This window comes from Citrobacter sp. Cu231, from assembly GCF_030332265.1.
Taxonomy (GTDB): Bacteria; Pseudomonadota; Gammaproteobacteria; order Enterobacterales; family Enterobacteriaceae; genus Citrobacter; species Citrobacter meridianamericanus.
Map to the genome: position 1 here is coordinate 13,927 of NZ_JAOWIE010000029.1, position 19,024 is coordinate 32,950.

General features: G+C 54.8%; 18 protein-coding genes. 6 read left to right on the plus strand and 12 right to left on the minus strand.

What is annotated here, in order from left to right:
* Positions 1 to 153 precede the first annotated feature (153 nt).
* Both norV and norW read left to right on the plus strand, forming a co-directional pair.
* Complete coding sequence (gene norV, locus OGY15_RS03135; RefSeq protein ID WP_151218195.1) at positions 154 to 1,602, plus strand: anaerobic nitric oxide reductase flavorubredoxin; 1,449 nt, start codon at positions 154 to 156, stop codon at positions 1,600 to 1,602.
* Entirely contained in the window at positions 1,599 to 2,732 is a 1,134-nt protein-coding gene (norW, locus tag OGY15_RS03140) for an NADH:flavorubredoxin reductase NorW (RefSeq protein WP_286538220.1), read from the plus strand. The genes norV and norW overlap by 4 nt, the downstream gene beginning before the upstream one ends.
* 111 nt (positions 2,733 to 2,843) lie before the next feature.
* On the opposite strand, the gene hypF is transcribed toward norW, so the two are convergent.
* From hypF to OGY15_RS03155, 3 genes are all read right to left on the minus strand, one after another.
* Positions 2,844 to 5,084 (minus strand): carbamoyltransferase HypF, encoded by a 2,241-nt coding sequence (gene hypF / locus OGY15_RS03145; RefSeq protein WP_286538224.1) that lies wholly within the window; start codon positions 5,082 to 5,084, stop codon positions 2,844 to 2,846.
* A 139-nt stretch (positions 5,085 to 5,223) separates the two neighbouring features.
* Positions 5,224 to 5,769 (minus strand): electron transport protein HydN, encoded by a 546-nt coding sequence (gene hydN, locus OGY15_RS03150; RefSeq protein ID WP_003037366.1) that lies wholly within the window; start codon positions 5,767 to 5,769, stop codon positions 5,224 to 5,226.
* 145 nt (positions 5,770 to 5,914) lie between these two features.
* Complete coding sequence (locus OGY15_RS03155) at positions 5,915 to 6,928, minus strand: LacI family DNA-binding transcriptional regulator (protein ID WP_151218198.1); 1,014 nt, start codon at positions 6,926 to 6,928, stop codon at positions 5,915 to 5,917.
* A gap of 264 nt (positions 6,929 to 7,192) precedes the next feature.
* Here OGY15_RS03155 and ascF point away from each other — a divergent pair, with 264 nt between their 5' ends.
* From ascF to OGY15_RS03170, 3 genes are all read left to right on the plus strand, one after another.
* Positions 7,193 to 8,647 carry a PTS cellobiose/arbutin/salicin transporter subunit IIBC gene (gene ascF, locus OGY15_RS03160; protein ID WP_286538227.1) on the plus strand — a complete coding sequence of 485 codons (1,455 nt, stop codon included), beginning with the start codon at positions 7,193 to 7,195 and terminating at the stop codon, positions 8,645 to 8,647.
* A gap of 22 nt (positions 8,648 to 8,669) precedes the next feature.
* The gene (locus tag OGY15_RS03165; protein ID WP_151224243.1) at positions 8,670 to 10,094 is read left to right on the plus strand and encodes a 6-phospho-beta-glucosidase; all 1,425 of its coding nucleotides are present in this window, start codon (positions 8,670 to 8,672) and stop codon (positions 10,092 to 10,094) included.
* A 172-nt stretch (positions 10,095 to 10,266) separates the two neighbouring features.
* Positions 10,267 to 10,506, plus strand: a complete 240-nt coding sequence (locus OGY15_RS03170) for a SymE family type I addiction module toxin (protein WP_151218200.1) — start codon at positions 10,267 to 10,269, stop codon at positions 10,504 to 10,506.
* Between the two features lie 55 nt (positions 10,507 to 10,561).
* On the opposite strand, the gene hycI is transcribed toward OGY15_RS03170, so the two are convergent.
* The 9 genes from hycI to hycA all read right to left on the minus strand — a co-directional run bounded on the left by hycI (position 10,562) and on the right by hycA (position 18,440).
* Positions 10,562 to 11,032 carry a hydrogenase maturation peptidase HycI gene (gene hycI / locus OGY15_RS03175; RefSeq protein WP_151224245.1) on the minus strand — a complete coding sequence of 157 codons (471 nt, stop codon included), beginning with the start codon at positions 11,030 to 11,032 and terminating at the stop codon, positions 10,562 to 10,564.
* Positions 11,025 to 11,435: a formate hydrogenlyase maturation HycH family protein gene (locus tag OGY15_RS03180; RefSeq protein WP_005130585.1), complete on the minus strand. Its 411-nt coding sequence runs from the start codon at positions 11,433 to 11,435 to the stop codon at positions 11,025 to 11,027. Before OGY15_RS03180 ends, hycI begins: the two co-directional genes overlap by 8 nt.
* Complete coding sequence (hycG, locus tag OGY15_RS03185; RefSeq protein ID WP_151224246.1) at positions 11,432 to 12,199, minus strand: formate hydrogenlyase subunit HycG; 768 nt, start codon at positions 12,197 to 12,199, stop codon at positions 11,432 to 11,434. Before hycG ends, OGY15_RS03180 begins: the two co-directional genes overlap by 4 nt.
* A complete protein-coding gene (hycF, locus tag OGY15_RS03190) occupies positions 12,199 to 12,741 on the minus strand; it encodes a formate hydrogenlyase subunit HycF (protein ID WP_003846595.1) in 543 nt (180 codons plus the stop codon). Before hycF ends, hycG begins: the two co-directional genes overlap by 1 nt.
* A gap of 9 nt (positions 12,742 to 12,750) precedes the next feature.
* Positions 12,751 to 14,460 carry a formate hydrogenlyase subunit HycE gene (gene hycE / locus OGY15_RS03195; protein WP_286538232.1) on the minus strand — a complete coding sequence of 570 codons (1,710 nt, stop codon included), beginning with the start codon at positions 14,458 to 14,460 and terminating at the stop codon, positions 12,751 to 12,753.
* A gap of 17 nt (positions 14,461 to 14,477) precedes the next feature.
* Positions 14,478 to 15,401 carry a respiratory chain complex I subunit 1 family protein gene (locus tag OGY15_RS03200; protein WP_003825914.1) on the minus strand — a complete coding sequence of 308 codons (924 nt, stop codon included), beginning with the start codon at positions 15,399 to 15,401 and terminating at the stop codon, positions 14,478 to 14,480.
* A gap of 2 nt (positions 15,402 to 15,403) precedes the next feature.
* Positions 15,404 to 17,230: a formate hydrogenlyase subunit 3 gene (gene hycC / locus OGY15_RS03205; RefSeq protein ID WP_286538234.1), complete on the minus strand. Its 1,827-nt coding sequence runs from the start codon at positions 17,228 to 17,230 to the stop codon at positions 15,404 to 15,406.
* Entirely contained in the window at positions 17,227 to 17,838 is a 612-nt protein-coding gene (gene hycB, locus OGY15_RS03210) for a formate hydrogenlyase subunit HycB (protein WP_005130602.1), read from the minus strand. Before hycB ends, hycC begins: the two co-directional genes overlap by 4 nt.
* A gap of 143 nt (positions 17,839 to 17,981) precedes the next feature.
* Positions 17,982 to 18,440 carry a formate hydrogenlyase regulator HycA gene (gene hycA, locus OGY15_RS03215; protein ID WP_151218204.1) on the minus strand — a complete coding sequence of 153 codons (459 nt, stop codon included), beginning with the start codon at positions 18,438 to 18,440 and terminating at the stop codon, positions 17,982 to 17,984.
* A 198-nt stretch (positions 18,441 to 18,638) separates the two neighbouring features.
* Between hycA and hypA the strand changes: the two genes are divergently transcribed.
* Entirely contained in the window at positions 18,639 to 18,995 is a 357-nt protein-coding gene (gene hypA / locus OGY15_RS03220) for a hydrogenase maturation nickel metallochaperone HypA (protein WP_042310587.1), read from the plus strand.
* The last annotated feature ends 29 nt before the right edge of the window (positions 18,996 to 19,024 follow it).

The following is a 19,024-nucleotide window of genomic DNA, read 5'->3' on the forward strand; positions in this document are numbered from 1 at the left end:
TCATATTGACAATAAGAAACATAGTCATTTTGACTACCACCTTATGAGCAATAAAAAATAAAATCTTTAAAATCAAAGAAATAAAAAGTTGGCATGCAACCTGCTATTAGCAAAACATCTTTTTTGAAAAACGCCGAATTAATTGAGGTTGTTATGTCTATTCTGGTTAAAAATAACATTCATTGGGTTGGCCAACGTGACTGGGAAGTGCGTGATTTCCACGGAACTGAATACAAAACGCTGCGCGGTAGCAGCTATAACAGCTATCTCATCCGTGAAGAAAAAAATGTCCTGATCGATACCGTAGACCACAAATTCAGCCGTGAATTCGTGCAGAACCTGCGCAGTGAAATCGACCTTGCCGATATCGACTACATCATTATTAACCACGCGGAAGAAGACCATGCCGGTGCGCTGACCGAGCTGATGTCCTGCATCCCGGACACGCCAATCTACTGCACCGCTAATGCCATTGACTCTATTAACGGACACCACCATCACCCGGAGTGGAACTTCAATGTGGTCAAAACCGGCGACAGCCTTGACATCGGCAACGGCAAACAGCTGATCTTCGTTGAAACACCCATGCTGCACTGGCCGGACAGTATGATGACCTACATGACCGGCGATGCGGTGCTGTTCAGTAACGATGCCTTCGGCCAGCACTACTGCGACGAACGCCTGTTCAACGACGAAGTTGACCAGGCCGAACTGTTCGAACAGTGCCAGCGCTACTATGCCAATATCCTGACGCCGTTCAGCCGTCTGGTGACGCCGAAAATTACTGAGATCCTCAGCTTCAACCTGCCGGTCGATATGATTGCCACTTCCCACGGCGTGGTATGGCGCGACAACCCGACACAAATCGTTGAGCTGTACCTGAAATGGGCAGCGGATTATCAGGAAGACCGCATCACCATTTTCTACGACACCATGTCCAATAACACCCGCATGATGGCGGACGCGATTGCCCAGGGCATCAACGAAGTCGACCCGAACGTGGCGGTAAAAATCTTTAACGTCGCCCGTAGCGACAAAAACGAAGTCCTGACTAACGTCTTCCGCTCTAAAGGCGTGCTGGTCGGGACTTCCACAATGAACAACGTGATGATGCCGAAAATCGCCGGTCTGGTGGAAGAGATGACCGGCCTGCGTTTTCGTAACAAGCGTGCCAGCGCCTTTGGTTCACACGGCTGGAGCGGCGGTGCGGTAGACCGTTTGTCCACGCGTTTGCAGGATGCCGGTTTCGAGATGTCGCTGAGCCTGAAGGCGAAATGGCGTCCGGACCTCGGTGCACTGGAACTGTGCCGCCAGCATGGCCGCGAAATTGCACGTCAGTGGGCGCTTGCTCCACTGCCGGAGACCCCCGTTAAAGCCTTGTCCAAAGAAGAAGAGTGCGCCTGTGCCGCTGCGGCTGCCGCTGACCTTGGCCCAAGCATGCAGTGCAGCGTGTGCCAGTGGATTTACGACCCAGCAAAAGGTGAACCGCTGCAGGACGTTGCACCGGGTACACCGTGGAGCGACGTACCGGACAACTTCCTGTGCCCGGAATGTTCATTAGGTAAAGACGTCTTCGACGTACTGGCAACGGAGGCAAAATGAGCCACGAAATTGTCATCATTGGTTCGGGCTTCGCCGCCCGCCAGTTAGTCAAAAATATCCGTAAGCAGGATGTGACTGTCCCGCTGACCCTGATTGCCGCGGACAGCATGGATGAGTACAACAAGCCCGATCTCAGCCACGTTATCAGTCAGTCACAGCGTGCAGACGACCTCACCCGCCAGTCGGCGGGGGAGTTTGCCGAGCAGTTTAATTTGCGCCTGTTCCCACATACCTGGGTAACCGACATCGACGCCGATGCCCACATAGTGAAAAGTCAGGACAAGCAGTGGCAGTACGACAAACTGGTGCTGGCGACGGGGGCTTCAGCCGTTGTACCTCCGGTTAGCGGGCGTGAGTTAATGCTTACATTGAACAGCCAACAAGAGTATCGCGCCTGTGAAACGCTGCTGCGTGACGCCCGGCGGGTGCTGATTGTTGGCGGCGGACTGATTGGCAGTGAACTGGCGATGGATTTCTGTCGGGCCGGTAAAGCGGTAACGCTTATCGACAACGCCGCCAGCATTCTGGCCTCGCTGATGCCGCCGGAAGTCAGCAGTCGCTTACAGCATCGTCTGACCGATATGGGTGTCCATCTGCTGCTGAAATCCCAGCTTCAGGGGCTGGAAAAAACGGCCTCGGGTATTCGCGCCACGCTCGATCGTAGCCGCAACGTAGAAGTCGATGCGGTGATTGCCGCCACCGGCCTGCGCCCTGAAACCGCGCTGGCGCGTCGCGCCGGATTGAACATCAATCGTGGCGTCTGCGTCGACAGCTATCTGCAAACCAGCCACCCGGACATTTATGCCCTCGGCGACTGTGCGGAAATTAATGGTCAGGTTCTGCCGTTCCTGCAGCCGATTCAACTGAGCGCCATGTATCTGGCGAAGAACCTGCTCGGCGGCAATGCGCCATTGAAGCTGCCTGCCATGCTGGTAAAAGTTAAAACGCCGGAACTGCCATTACATCTGGCAGGGGAAACCCAGCGCCGTGATCTGAACTGGCATATTGCCGCTGAAGCGCAAGGTATGGTGGCCAGAGGAATGAACGAAGAAGGCCAGCTATGTGCGTTTGTGGTCAGTGAAGACCGAATGAAAGAGGCCTTTACGCTGCTGAAAACGTTGCCCGTGTAAGTCCAGAGTACCGTTGCTTGATTTATTAACCTCACGCGCACGGATGTGCGTTGCCACTTGTCGGTATGCCCCGACATGTTTTTCTTGCCCCGCCAGTCCCGGGGCTTTTTTTTATTTTTGCGTCAACACCCGCGCCGCGGCAATCACGCCCTGCCCCAATGACAACCCGCCGTCGCCCGCCGGTAAACGCTGCGGGAACAGTAAGGTAAAATCACGCAGATAAAACGCCAGACGGGCCGACAATAAGCGGTTATGCATCACGCCACCGCTGAATACTAACGTTTTAATTCCGCGCGCTTCGGCCTGCTCACGCATCAGCGTGGCAAAACCACGCGCCAGCGCGTCGTGAAACGTCCACGCTCTTTCTGCAGGGTCGGTCTGCCAGGTGAGCCATTGCTGCCAAAAAATCGCTAAGTCCAGTTGATTGCCATTAAGCGGCACCGTAACAGGGTGATCAACACCTGCACACCGCGATGCCAGCGCCTCCAGCGCACAGGCCGCCTCACCTTCATAACTCAACGATTCCGGCGCACAATGCAACGCGGCGGCAACCGCATCAAACAAGCGCCCGCACGACGATGCCAGCGGGGCATTGATTCCCCGCTCAATGGCGCGCGCCAGTACGTTCCAGTTTTGATGCTGTAGCCCCGATGTTTCCGGGTAACGCTGCCAGTCAGGAACAAAACGCAGGCATTGCGCGAGCAGATTGCGCCATGGCTGTTTTGCCGCTAAATCGCCGCCCGCCAGCGCTACCGCCGGTAAGCCGCCAAGGTGCTCGCATTCACGATAGTTGATCCGCAAACACTCACCTCCCCACAGCGCACCATTTTCCCCCATGCCGATGCCGTCCAGCGTCAGAGCAATCACGTCACCTCCGTCGAGCGGCCAGCCGTGCTCGGCCAGACATGCCGCAGCATGCGCATGGTGATGCAGTACCGTTTCGGTTGGCAGATTCATTTCACTGGCCCACTGGCTGGAAACATAGCCAGGGTGTGCATCATGCACGATACGCTGTGGCGTAAAATCATAAATGTTCTGGATCAGACGCAGCGCATCACGCCACTGTTGCTGAATGCCGTCATCGCTGAGATCGCCTAAATGCTGGCTGATAACCGCCTGTTCGCCGCGCACCAGGCAGAAAGTATTTTTCAGATCCGCACCTAAGCACAGCATCGGCGGCACGTCGCGAAATCCCGGCGGCAGCGCGACCACATCCGGCACGTAACCCCGGGAACGACGCAGCATTTCCCCGCTGTCGCGCACCACGGAGTCATCCATCCGCTGCACAATTTCGCGGTTATGCAGCAAAAAACCATCGGCAATCTCACTTAAATCTTCCAGCGCCTGCGCATTGGTAATAGCAGGCGGCCTGCCGCTAAGATTGCCGGAGGTCATCACCAGCGGGCAATTCATCTCTTGCAAGAGCAAATGCTGTAACGGATTCGCGGGCAGCATGACGCCCACTTCCGTTAACCCTGGCGCAATGCCCTCGCTCAATGCAGCGACATAGCGTTTTTGCACCAGCACGATCGGCGCAGCGGGGGTTGTGAGCAAACGACGCGCGGGTTCAGGTAGTCCGTCATCAGTTGGTAGCATTACCGCCAACGGTTTCGCCGGGCGGTGTTTGCGCAGCCTGAGCAGCGCGACGACGTCATCATTGCGCGCATCGCACACCAGATGAAACCCACCAATGCCTTTAACGGCCACAATTCCGCCCGCTTTGAGTCGCGATACCGCCGCCTGCAACGCTGCTTCTTTTTCCGCCCGCAGATCTGCGCTTATCCACTCAAGATGCGGGCCACACGTTGGGCAAGCGACAGGCTGCGCATGAAAACGACGATCATATGGATCGCGGTATTCCGCTTCGCATTGTGAACACAGTGGGAATGAGGTCATGACGGTAAAGGGACGGTCATACGGCATTGCACGAATAATGGTGAAGCGCGGACCGCAGTGAGTACAGTTGATAAAAGGATAACGATAACGGCGTTCGCCGGGGGTGCTCATTTCAATCAGACATTCGGGACAGGTCGCGGCGTCCGGAACGATCTGCGTATTCATCGAACCGCCAGCGCTTTGCCGAATAGTGAAATCGGCAGGCTGTTGCGTCCAGGCGAACGATTCGCGCTCAACGCTATCAATGCGCGCCAGTGGCGGGCAGTGTTGGTGCAACTGCGCAATAAATTCCGCCGGATCTTCCTGCAAGCGCACAACCACACCGTCACCGTCGTTACACACGTCGCCATGCAGCTGTAACCGCTGCGCCAGTTGCCAGACGTAGGGGCGAAATCCAACGCCCTGTACCTTGCCGCGAATACGCAACTGTACGCCGGTGTGGGTGTTTATTGTCATGATGAATTCCCGCGGTAATGTATCCCTGAAATGTCCGTTTGCCGGATGGCAGCTTCGCCTTATCCGGCCTACGTTACTCCTTTGTAGACCTGACAAGCACAGCGCCATCAGGCACGTATTTTACGCGGATTTTCAGATATCAGAACAGCAAAGATGCGGTGGAATCCAGCGCCGCGCGACGGCGTTTTTCAGCGCTCAGTTGTTCAAGCTTATTGCGATCCACATAAATCAGCGCGTGAGTCGGGCAGACTTCCATACAGGCAGGACCGGCCTCGCGATGGTGGCACAGGTCGCACTTATTGGCTTCGGCTTTTTCTGCACGGACGTTCAGGCCAGCCCCACTGTTACGTACAACCGGGCGCACAACCACTTCCATTGCGCCATAAGGACAAGCCACAACGCAGGTTTTACAGCCAATACAGCGTTCCTGCATTACGTGGACAAAGCCTTTATCACGGCTGATTGCACCGTTCGGACAGACGTTAGCGCACGGCGCATCTTCACACTGGCGGCACAATGTCGCCGTGGAGACATTAACGCCTTTGATGACGTGAATGCGGGGTAAAAAGGTTTCAGGGGTCAGCGATGCGCAGTCCTGGTTATCCTGATGGGATACCACGCAGGCCACTTCACAGGTACGGCAACCAATGCATTTATTGGCGTCTGCAATGATGAAACGGTTCATCAATTTCTCCAGCAATGACAGAATATCTGCCGAAGCATTCACAAATCGTGCCAGATTTTAATCTACTGTTCTTAAAGGTTTTTTATTTTGATGTCTACAAGGAAAGCGTGTCATCGTCACTAGTGACGATGACAAATGACAGCCGTCAGGACGAAACGGGCGGCGCAACAGAGTCGCGGTGAATGAGTTCACCGGTGAAGGTTTTTGGCGGGGTAAATACCCCGTCCCCCAGCATAAAGATCAGCCGTCCAATCGTTTCCTGGATCATTTCCGTCACGGGGATTTTGACACTGGAAAGCGCAGGAATCGTATATGGCGCGAGGGCGATATCATCGAAGCCAATCACCGAGACCTGTAAAGGCACGCACACACCACGGGCGTGAAACTGCTTCATCGCGCCGATCGCCATATCGTCATTGCTGGCCACCAGCGCGGTAAAATTGACCTTACGCGAAAGCAAAGTATCCACACCCGCAGCACCGCAGGCTGGCGTCCACTTTCCTTTAACAATCAATTCATTATTAAGCGCAATTCCATGATGTGCCAGCGCGTCTTTATAGCCTGAAAGTCGCTCCACGCCGGTAGGTGAATCCATCGAACCGGTAATAAATCCAATCTCTTTGTGTCCGGCGGCAATGAGCTGAGTGACGGCGTTAAAGCTGGTCTGCTTTTGATCGCACCACACGCAGTGGCTGGTGTTTTTCCGCAGACGTCGATTAAGCACCATAATCGGCTGACTATGGGCGTCGATGATATCGTCTATCTCATCCACGCTGAGAAAACGCGGATAAATCATAATCGCGTCGCAGCGTAAGTCGAGCAAGTACTGGATCGCCTGGCGCTCTTCCTCAGCGCTGTGCTTACCATCAGCCAGCAACAGCTGACGTCCCTTATCCTCCGCCATACGTGCGGTATGAAACAGCAGCTCGCTGAAATAGACACCGTGATAAAGGGTGTTCGTCACCACTAGTCCCAGCGTCTGCGTGGTTTTCGCCGCCAGACTGCGCGCCAGCAAGTTAGGGCGATAACCACTCTCTTCAATGGCCTGAAACACGCGGTCTTTGGTCTCCTGGCTGACGTAGCCGTTCCCAGAAAGCACCCGGGAAACCGTCGCTTTCGACACGCCGGCACGCTTCGCCACCTCCAGCATAGTGGTCATATTACTCATCCCTTTTCTCTTAATGTGACGCAGTGTACTGCACCGTTTCGCCGCTGTCCTCGCTGCTAAATCGCAGACGCTGACATCTAGTGATATGGGTCACAATTACAAAAAATGATCAAAATTAAATCTTGCTTATTATTCATAATTTAAACATGATTTTGTGGAACCGGTTTCCTACCTGCGTTTCATAACTCAGAAAAGCGACCCAACGTAAACGGATAAAACATAACGTACCCTACTGATAAAACAGGATTAAATCCGATGTCCAAGAATTATGCAGCGCTGGCGCGCTCCGTTGTGACGGCTCTGGGAGGCGTTGACAACATCACAGCAGTGACCCACTGTATGACCCGTTTGCGTTTCGTTATCAAAGATGACTCGCAGGTCGACAGCGCGACGCTGAAGACGCTCTCTGGCGTACTTGGCGTGGTGCGTAGCGATAACCAGTGCCAGGTGATCATCGGCAACACCGTTTCGCAGGCGTATCGCGAAGTGGTCAGCCTGTTGCCTGCCAATATGCAGCCTGCTGAGCCGCAAACCAAACCCCGACTGACACTGAAGCGGATTGGCGCGGGGATCCTCGACGCGCTGATCGGCACCATGTCGCCGTTGATCCCGGCTATTATCGGCGGATCAATGCTCAAGCTGCTGGCAATGATCCTCGAAATGACCGGCGTGCTGGAGAAAGGATCGTCCACGCTCACCATTCTGACCGTTATCGGTGACGGCGCATTTTTCTTCCTGCCGCTGATGGTCGCCGCGTCGGCCGCTATCAAATTCAAAACCAACATGTCGCTGGCAATCGCCATCGCAGGCGTACTGGTGCACCCCAGCTTCATCGATCTGATGGCGAAGGCTGCGCAGGGTGAGCACGTTGAGTTTGCCCTGATCCCGGTGACGGCGGTGAAATACACCTACACGGTGATCCCGGCGCTGGTGATGACCTGGCGCCTGTCATACATCGAACGTTGGGTGGATAGCATCACTCCGGCGGTAACCAAAAACTTCCTTAAACCAATGCTAATCGTGCTGATCGCCGCGCCGCTCGCCATCGTCATCATTGGCCCGATCGGTATCTGGATCGGTAGCGCAATTTCCGCGCTGGTTTATACCATTCACGGCTATCTCGGCTGGCTGTCGGTGGCCATTATGGGCGCATTGTGGCCGCTGCTGGTGATGACCGGCATGCATCGCGTCTTCACCCCAACCATTATTCAGACCATTGCTGAAACCGGGAAAGAAGGCATGGTGATGCCGTCAGAAATCGGCGCCAACTTGTCGTTAGGCGGTTCATCGCTGGCAGTGGCATGGAAAACCAAAAACCCGGAACTGCGTCAGACGGCGTTAGCGGCAGCCGCCTCCGCCATCATGGCGGGCATTTCCGAACCTGCGCTGTATGGCGTGGCAATCCGCCTGAAACGACCGCTGATTGCAAGCCTTATCAGCGGTTTTATCTGCGGTGCCGTTGCCGGGATGGCCGGGCTGGCGAGTCATTCCATGGCGGCTCCTGGCTTGTTCACCAGCGTACAGTTTTTCGATCCGGCCAATCCGATGACCATCGTTTGGGTGTTTGGCGTGATGGCGCTGGCGGTAGTGCTTTCCTTTGTATTAACGCTGATTCTGGGCTTTGAAGATATCCCTGTCGAAGATGCAGCCGCGCAGGCCAGAAAAAACCAGGCCGCACAACCGGGCAATATCAATGGAGCCAGCATTTGACTGGTATGAACTGAGGTTAATTATGTCTGTTTTTCCGCAAGGATTTTTATGGGGCGGCGCACTGGCCGCCAACCAGTCTGAAGGGGCATACCGGGAAGGCGGCAAAGGACTGACTACCGTCGATATGATCCCCCACGGCACACATCGGATGCCCGTCAAGCTGGGTCAGGAAAAGCGCTTTGCGCTGCGGGATAACGAATTTTATCCCAGCCATCAGGCGATCGATTTTTATCATCGCTACAAAGAGGATATCGCGCTGATGGCGGAAATGGGGTTTACGGTTTTTCGTACTTCCATTGCCTGGAGCCGTCTCTACCCCAACGGCGATGAGCTGACGCCGAATGCAGAGGGTATCGCGTTTTACCGGGCGGTATTTGCCGAGTGTAAAAAATACAGTATTGAACCGCTGGTCACGCTGTGTCACTTCGATGTGCCGATGCATCTGGTCACCGAGTACGGCTCCTGGCGTAACCGCAAAATGGTTGAGTTCTTTACCCGCTACGCCCGTACCTGCTTCGAGGCTTTTGATGGGCTGGTGAAATACTGGCTGACGTTCAACGAAATCAACATTATGCTGCACAGCCCCTTTTCAGGCGCCGGGCTGGTATTTGAAGAAGGTGAAAATCAGGATCAGGTGAAATATCAGTCCGCTCACCACGAACTTATTGCCAGCGCCCTGGCGACGAAAATAGCCCATGAAATTAATCCGCAAAACCAGGTCGGTTGTATGCTGGCTGGCGGTAATTTTTATCCTTATTCCTGTAAACCAGAAGATGTGTGGACCGCGCTGGAAAAAGACCGCGAAAACCTGTTCTTTATTGATGTGCAGGCGCGCGGGGCTTATCCCGCTTACTCTGCCCGCGTGTTTCGCGAAAAGGGCGTGGTGATAGAAAAAGCCCCGGAAGATGACGATATCCTGAAAAACACCGTCGATTTTGTCTCGTTTAGCTACTACGCATCACGCTGTGCCTCGGCGGAAATGAACACCGGCAATACCAGCGCCGCCAACGTGGTGAAGTCGCTGCGTAATCCGTACATTGCCGCCAGCGAATGGGGCTGGGGCATCGATCCGCTTGGTCTGCGCATTACCATGAATATGATGTATGACCGCTACCAGAAACCGTTGTTTCTGGTGGAAAATGGGCTGGGGGCGAAAGATGAAATTGATGCTAACGGCGAGATCAATGACGACTACCGCATCAGCTATTTACGCGAACACATTCGCGCGATGGCAGACGCTATTGAAGATGGTGTGCCGCTGATGGGTTACACCACATGGGGCTGTATTGATTTGGTTTCTGCCTCAACCGGTGAGATGAGTAAACGCTACGGTTTTGTGTATGTGGACCGCGATGATACGGGCAACGGCACGCTGGCGCGCACCCGCAAGAAATCATTCTGGTGGTACAAAAAAGTGATCGCCAGCAACGGCGTCGATCTGGCGTGAAGGGCCTGCCGGAGGGGTCCACAGCCCTCCGGCAGACGTGCGTATTTTCATTTCATTTATTGCATTCAAAATGTGGAACCGTCCTTCCCGTTTCAGGTTTGCCCCCACGCTTTTTTACTGGCATTTTATTCAGTAGTTTTTAATCCTGGTCGCTCACCATAAGGAAGCGCGCATGTCTGATAAAAATGGCACAGCAGCAGTGGCTATCACCAAACCCGTCCGTCGTTTAACTGTTGGATATGTCAGAAAACGCCATGAGGATCCCAAAACGGGTTACACGCGACGAATCAGTCGGCACGCTTCACTCACACTGAACGGCGACTGGCTGGAACAAGCAGGGTTTCCTACCGGAACAGCAGTGAGTGTGTCAGTGACCCAGGGGAAATTAATTATTGAGCAGGCCATTGAGTAACGAGGATAAGCGGGGAAACAGGCCGGATGTCACTCCCATCCGGCACTGATACGGTTTACTCTTCCGGCGCTTCAAGCTCGGAGAATCCACCGTGCCCTTCCCAGCCAGCTAACCGCTGATAGACGGTATCGACCGCATCCTTGATTGGTTGTGTCATTGGGTAATAAAAACCAACAATATCCGGCTGAATACCAAGGAAAATCACCTCGCCAACATCGTCTTTCAGCTGATCAACCAGGTAGTTCAGCGGCATGTTGTGAGTGGTCATCATGAACATCTCGGCAATGTCATCGGGATCGATAATGCGGATTTGACCTGGGTTCAGCCCCATATCGGTAGCATCAACAATCAACAAACGTTGCGGACGCAGTTCACGGATGGCGACAATGTCGTTCTCCGGCGCGCTACCGCCGTCGATGACAACCCAGTTGCCTTGAGGATTTGCGACACACATTTCAGCCAGCAGGGGACCCGCGCCGTCGTCGCCCATCATGCTGTTACCCACACATAATAAAACGTCAGTCACGATGTCTCCTCACCATCAGATAGATGGCGCTTTCCTGGTGGATGTCGTGCAACATGCTGAGCATCAGTTTGCTCCACTCCTGCTGCTGCGGGGTTTGCACGGCACGCGCATCATCGAACGCACGCGCCAGCATTTGTACATGGTTGAAATCGATGACGATCTCGCCGTACTTCGGCACGCCCTCCATTTTCCGGCGGGCTTCACTGCCTTCGGCAAGCGTGGCAATCCACGCCAGATAGTCATCCCACGGACAGGTTAACGCCGCTTCCAGGCAATCGATGATCCCAAGGTGGTGACCAATCGCCAGGCTGTAATAGACAACCTGCTGCGCCTCGGCGGGCGTTGCATCGTTCTCATCAATAAACTTACGGCTCAGTTGGCTGAACACCACCGTTTCACTCATCGGATACGTGCCTCTTCAACAACATGGTTAAGATGCGTAACGATCTCGGTCAGACGCGGATCGTTTTCCGCTTCCAGCCAGCGCGCCACCTGGTGCTCGCCCTGGCCTAACTGCGTCATATAATCATCAGCAATCTGGCGACCATAGCGATAGCCCGCCAGACGGCGCGCCTCGCGATCGATCTTCACGCGCAGCGGTTGAACCATATCCGAATGCAGAATTTCGGCGGGCTGCCCATCCAGTTCACCCGGCGCACGCGCGTGAATTTTCTGTTCCAGCAGACCAAGCGCCATGGCAAAACCGTACAGCGTGGCCGCAGGCGTTGGCGGGCAGCCAGGGATATACACATCCACCGGTACGATTTTGTCCGTGCCGCCCCATACGCAGTATAAGTCGTGGAAGATACCGCCGCTGTTGCCGCAGGCACCGTAAGAGATACAAATTTTCGGGTCTGGCGCAGACTGCCAGGCGCGCAGCGCCGGAGAGCGCATGGCACGTGTTACCGCGCCGGTAAACAGCAGGATATCCGCATGGCGCGGGGACGGTACCACTTTGATGCCAAAGCGTTCGGCGTCAAACAACGGAGAGAGCGTGGCGAAGATTTCGATTTCGCAACCGTTGCAGCCGCCGCAGTCCACACGGTAAACGTACGCTGAACGCTTGATGCTTTTTAGCAGCGACGCTTTCATGCTGGCAATGGATTCATCCACCGTCATCGGTACCGGAATACCGTTGGCATCACGTGGGCCTAATAAATTGCTCATCAGCTGGCCTCTTTCATATGGCGAGTCAGTTCAATACGGTCAGACGGCACCAGGCATTTCTGGCGCTTACAATCCGGGCAGGTCTCAAAGCTTTCGCGGTGGTTTTCCGCACGGGAATCACCGTTGTGCTTCAGCAACGCAATGGCGTAATCAATCTCTTTTTGTACCGCAAACGGGCGGTTACATACGCGGCAATTACACAGCGCAAAGCGAGACTGCTGCAGGAAATCCTCTTTCTTCCACACCGCCAGCTCATACTCCTGCGACAGCTTGATTGCCGCCGTCGGGCAAACTTCTTCGCAGCGGGCGCAGAAGATGCAGCGACCAAGGTTGAACTGCCACGCCAGTTCATTGGTGACCAGATCGGTTTCAACCGTCAGCGCGTTCGACGGGCACGCATTCACACAGGCCGCGCAGCCAATACACTGCTGCGGATTGTGTTCCGGTTTGCCACGGAAGTTTTTATCGACCGCAATCGGCTCCAGCGGATACGACGACGTCGGCGCCCCGGTTTTGATGACTTTTTTGATAAAGGTAAACATGGCGATTCCTTATTTCAGCGGCGAGTTTTTACGCTCGATGCTGTAGCGCTCAAGTTCTTTGTACGGCACGACTTTGCTCTTCTTCTTACGCACATCAACCACGGTCATACGGTCAGTACAGGAGTAGCAAGGATCGAGGCTACCGATAATCAGAGGTGCATCGGAAACGGTATTGCCACGCAGCATGTAGCGCAGCGTCGGCCAGTTGGCGTAGGTCGCCGCACGGCAACGCCAGCGATACAGTTTCTGGTTATCGCCGGTCATACTCCAGTGGATATCATCTCCGCGCGGCGCTTCAGCAAAGCCCAGTGCAAAACGGTGAGGAATATAAGTAAAGCCTTCTACCATCAGCGGACCGCCCGGCAGGTTATCCAGACCAAAGTCGATCATATTCAGTGCGGTATAGACTTCATTAATACGAACTTTCAGACGAGAAATAACGTCGCAGCCCTGCTCGCTATGAACTTCCATCGGCAGCAGACCATAGCCAACAAACGGGTGATCGGCGCGGGTATCGCGCGTGTGGCCGCTGGCGCGAACCATCGGGCCGACGTTACTGAAGTCGCGGGCAATTTCCGGATCCAGACGACCAATACCGACCGTACGCTGTTCCATGTTTGGCGTGCTGAGCAGCATATCGACCAGTTCCTGCACGTCACGACGCATCTGCTGCGCCAGTTGACGGGTCTGGATCATATCTTCTTTCAGCAGATCACGACGGATACCGCCGATCAGGTTCAGACCGTAAGTTTTACGTGCCCCGGTGAGGATCTCCGCCATCTTCATCGACGTTTCACGCACGCGGAAGAACTGCATAAAGCCGGAGTCAAAACCGGTGAAGTGACAGGCCAGACCGAGGTTCAGCAGATGTGAGTGCAGACGCTCAACTTCCAGCAGAATGGCGCGGATCATCTGCGCACGCTCCGGCACCACGATGCCCATCGCATTCTCAACGGAGGTGGTATAGGCGGTGCTATGCGCAAAGCCGCAGATACCACACACGCGATCTGACAGGAACGTCACTTCGTTGTAACCCATACGGGTTTCCGCCAGTTTCTCCATGCCGCGATGGACATAGAACAGACGGTAGTCGGCGTCGATGATGTTCTCGCCGTCAACGAACAGACGGAAGTGACCTGGTTCATCAGAGGTGACGTGCAGCGGGCCGATCGGCACCACGTTATTTTTCTTGTCGCCCAGTTCGTTGATGAACTCGTAGGTTTCAGCATCGGTAGTCGGCGCCGGGCGCTGACGATAATCCATGCTGTCTTTACGCAGCGGATAGAGTTCGTCCGGCCAGTCATCAGGCAGTACCAGACGGCGCTCATCCGGCAAACCAACCGGGATCAAACCGTACATATCGCGCACTTCGCGCTCACCCCAGACCGCAGCCGGAACACGCGGCGTGACGGACGGGAACTCCAGCTTATTGGCATCGACTTCAACGCGGACGGTTATCCAGCACTTGGTGCCCTGCTCCATCGACATCACGTAGTAAACGGCGTAATGGCCGCACAGCTGACGTTCGTCGTTACCAAACAGCACGGACAACCAGCCGCCCTGTTTGTAGTACAGGAACTCCACCACTTCCGGCAGGTAGTTCACCTTGACGGTGATCGTCAGCTGATCTTTGGTCTGCCAGGCTTCATCCAGCACCACGCCCGGAAAGGCCTGATGCAGCGCAGCGAGATAGTGTTGACCTAATTTTTCTTCAGACATGCTCAAACTCTCTTAAATCACGCCACCAGCAAGGAGACGAACGCTAAAAACGCAAACCCAAAACCGGCCCAGGTCACGCGTGAAGTGGCGCAAAAACGCAGACGCGCCATGCTGTTTTCGAACAGGGCGATAACCAGCACGCCGAGAACCAGTTTGACGACGGCAATCACCAACGCCAACAGCAGCCCCCCGGCGGTGAAGGTTTCCATCTGTCCCCACGGCAAGAACACACCAACGAACATTTGCAGAACAACCAATTGCTTAAGGCTAATGCCCCATTTCAGCACCGCAAAACCGCTGCCGCTGTATTCGGTCAATGGGCCTTCCTGCAGTTCCTGCTCGGCTTCCGCCAGATCGAACGGTAGTTTGCCCATTTCGATAAAAGTGGCAAAAGCGCAGGCGCACAGCGCCAGAATCAGCGGGATGCTTCGCGCAGCAGGCCAGTGGTAAATGGTATCGGCGATGTTGCTGATATGGGTTGAACCGGCAACCTGCGCTGCAACCCACAGGCCCAGCAGCAGGATGGGTTCAACCAATACGCCGAGCATCGCTTCGCGGCTGGCACCAATGGCGGTAAACGGGCTACCGGTATCCAGTCCCGCGATAGAGAAGAAGAAGCGGGCGATAGCGAACAGATAAATTAAGGTGATCAGATCGCCCAGTTGCGGCAGCGGTGAGCCAACGGTCACTACCGGCAACGCAGTGGCGATAGTCAGCATCACGCCCACCATCACAAACGGCGTCAGGCGGAAAACCCAGCTGGAATCCGCAGGCGCAATGCTCTGACGCCCCAGCAGTTTGATAATGTCGCGGTATTCCTGCAAAACGCCCGGACCGCGGCGATTGTGCAAACGCGCACGCGCCACGCGGGTAACACCGGAAAGCAGCGGCGCAACGGCAAACAGCACCAGCGCCTGAATTAACGGATATAAAACACTCATTCTCAGGCTCCTCGTGAAACCACAATCACCACCAGTACCGCCAGCTCAATCAGCGCCAGGCGACGGAACAGCACCGGCGCAGCCGCATTCTGCCAGCCCGGAACCAGTGATACCGGATTCAGCCATTTACGCAGTTTGAGTACCGGAGCAAAGGCTTCTTTCACTGGCATAGCAAAACCATGCGCAGTAATGACCATTGACTGCTCGTGATCGTAGCCACACACCCATGCCGCACCGCGTGAACGCGACGGCAGGCGGTTACCTTTGAAAATCGCCATGATGATGAACGGCAGTAGCGGACACGCGATCAGCAGCAGCGTGATCATCGGCTGAGAAACGGTGGTGTTCGCGGTTTCCAGCGGTAGCGGAACAGCAGAGGAGATCATCGGCAGCAGCCACGGCGCAGCCACACCGCCAATCACACAGCAGATAGCCAGCGCAACGACACTCACACCCATCAGGATTGGTGCGCAGCAGGCATTCTCAGCTTCCTTCGTACGCGGTGCGCCAAGGAACGTTACGCCATAGACTTTTGCCATACACATCACCGCCAGCGCGCCGGTAATTGCCAGCCCAACCGCCAGCAACGGCCCTAACAGACGACCGACAAACGCCCCGCTGTTACCCAGCTTGAAGAAGGATTGATAGATAACCCACTCACCGGCAAAACCGTTCAGCGGCGGCAGCGCGGCCATCGCCATCAGGCCAACCAACATCGCCAGAGAGATAACCGGCATACGTTTACCGATCCCGCCCAGTTTTTCGATATCGCGATGACCGGTACGGAACCAGATGCTGCCCGCGCCCAGGAACAGAACGCTTTTGAACAGGCTGTGGTTGACCAGATGATACAGACCACCGGTTAAACCCAGCGCAATCAAAGCAGGTTGATTCAGGGAAATGCCGGTCACGCCAGCACCCAGACCCAGCAGAATAATGCCGATATTTTCCAGCGTGTGGTACGCCAGCAGACGCTGGATGTTGTGCTCCATCAGCGCATAAAGACCGCCGACAAATGCGGTGATCATACCCAACACCAGCAGCGTAATTCCCCACCACAGCGGCGCGTTACCGCCCAGCAGCGACAGCGACAGAATACCCAGCAGCCCCACCTTCATGACCACGGTAGAGAACAGCGCCGCAGCCGGCGCGCTGGCGTTGGCGTGTGCCTGCGGCACCCATCCGTGCAGCGGAATAATCCCGGCCAGCAGGCCAAAACCTGCCACACCCAGCAGCCAGATGTCAGACCCGAGCGGCAGTTCCTGAGTGCGCAGGTCTAGCAGACGCAGCTCCAGCGTGCCGTAACGTTGCCACACAAGGTAGCAGGCAATTGCCAGCAGCAGCGTACCCATACGCCCCAGCGCAAACCACAGTTTCCCCTCTTTGCTGCAGCCGGTGAGGAACACGGCACAAAGCGCCATGATTTCCGCCATCACCACCAGCGTCCCGAGGTTGCTGGCCACCACCGCACATACCGCTGCTGCCATCAGCAAATTTATCAGCAGGCCGTTAGCTTTGACCTGTGGATGACGATGCCAGTCGATGTTGTACAGGCTGACAAACAGGCCACACAAGCCCAGCGTAATCAGCCAGATGGCATTTAGCGGGGTAATTTGCAGACTGTGACCAATAAACGGCATCACGCCGCTCACCGCCAGCGCATTAGTCAGAACGGTTAAACCCGCAGCCGCCGTACACAAGCTGCCGACCGCGCCGCCAACCCCGGCAATCCAACCGCTCAACGGTTTATGAAATGAAAACAGAAATGCCAGAACCGCCGCAGCCGCAAACCAAGCCACGCCGCTGTTAATTAGTGAAATTGCGCTCATTTTGCATCCCCACTCTGAGCCTGCTGAAACAAGGTGAGATCGCCGAAATCGGTATTGAAAGTCAGCTCACGCTTACGTTTGCTGGCGCGGGCGATATCCATGTTGCTCACCAGGTGCAGGGCTTTGGTTGGGCACATGCGCACACAGGCCGGACCCTGTTCGTCAAAACTGCACAGATCGCATTTCACCGCAATGGCGCGAACGCCCGGAACCCAGTCCAGCAGCGTGCTCACACGGGCAGGTGCAGGCGGAGCCGGAGGCGCTTTTGGCGTATTGGCGTTTGCCGGGATGTGTAGCGGACGGCTACCGGAAAACTCAATCGCGCCGAACGGACAGGCAATCCCGCACAATTTGCAACTGACGCACAGGCTTTCATTCAGCTGTACAGCACCGTCAACACGATTAATCGCATTAACCGGACAAACGGTGGCGCAAGGTGCATCTTCACACTGGTGGCAAAGCTGCGGCGCGGATTCTTTTTCATTTAACATCACTTTCAGGCGCGGCATAGACTGCAGGCCATGCTGGCGATGTGTCTCTGAGCAGGCAGCTTCACAGGTGTGGCAGCCGATACAAAGAGTGGAGTCAGCAATTACAAAACGATTCACCAGGCATTCCTCAGGTGATAGTCATTTTTGACGAAAACATGTCTGCGAAATGTCATTTCGACATTTTTCGACATGCCCATTCCCTAAACTGTCGTGACGCAGAATGAAAGCGCATCATGACTAAACTGGGCAGTACCCGAGGCTTAAGCCGGGCTATGTCCCTCAACCAGTTGACTTAAATTCACCGGCATATTGTTCTCAACCGCGGTATACAGGCTGTCGTAGACGGTGGCGATTTTTTCGAGATAGTGCTCCAGCACCTGTTCACGATCGCGGGCGTTGATACGCTCATCGACTTTACCGTCGATGGTCAACTGTGCCTGTGCAATCAGTTGTTTATCATCACCATCTTTTGTTTCGACGTAGTACTCGATGGTGTGGCTGTTAAAGCCATCCGCCAGCGTGACGTAGATAGTGAAGTGTTCAAAAAGGACAAAGCAGAGATCTTTGTCCGGCGCACAGCTCATTGCATGATGCAAACGCGCTTTCGACAGGGTGATCCCCTGAACCAGCGAGTTACAGTAAATACGCCACTGGTCCTGTAGGCGACGATGCCGTTCAGCGATGTAATCGGCTTTTTCGCTTATTTCCCAAATAGTCATGTCAGGTTACCCGTTTAGCAGAGATGAACAGCTTTAAGCACATTTCATGCCAAAATTAAAAACCTTAATTTTCATACAGATAAAAAATCAAAAACGAGTGACGACATGTCATTTCGTCATCGTCGTCATTGTCACGCTGGAAAAAATCCAAGCTGGCATGTTTATTGCTTTTAGTACGGCAACTTCACAGGAGGCGGTATGCACGAAATAACCCTCTGCCAACGGGCACTGGAATTGATTGAACAACAGGCCACCCAGCACGGCGCAAAACGAGTAACTGGGGTCTGGCTCAAAATTGGCGCATTTTCTTGCGTAGAAACCAGCGCTCTCGCCTTTTGTTTTGATCTGGTATGCCGTGGCACCCTTGCAGAAGGTTGTAAACTCCACCTCGAAGAACAAGAAGCCGAATGTTGGTGCGAATCTTGTCAGCAATACGTCACCTTACTGACGCAACGCGTGCGTCGGTGCCCGCAATGCAACAGCGATACGCTGAGAATTGTGGCCGATGACGGTCTACAGATTCGGCGAATTGAAATTGGCGACGCTGAAGATTAATTAATGCCGGATATCGACTTAGTCATTTC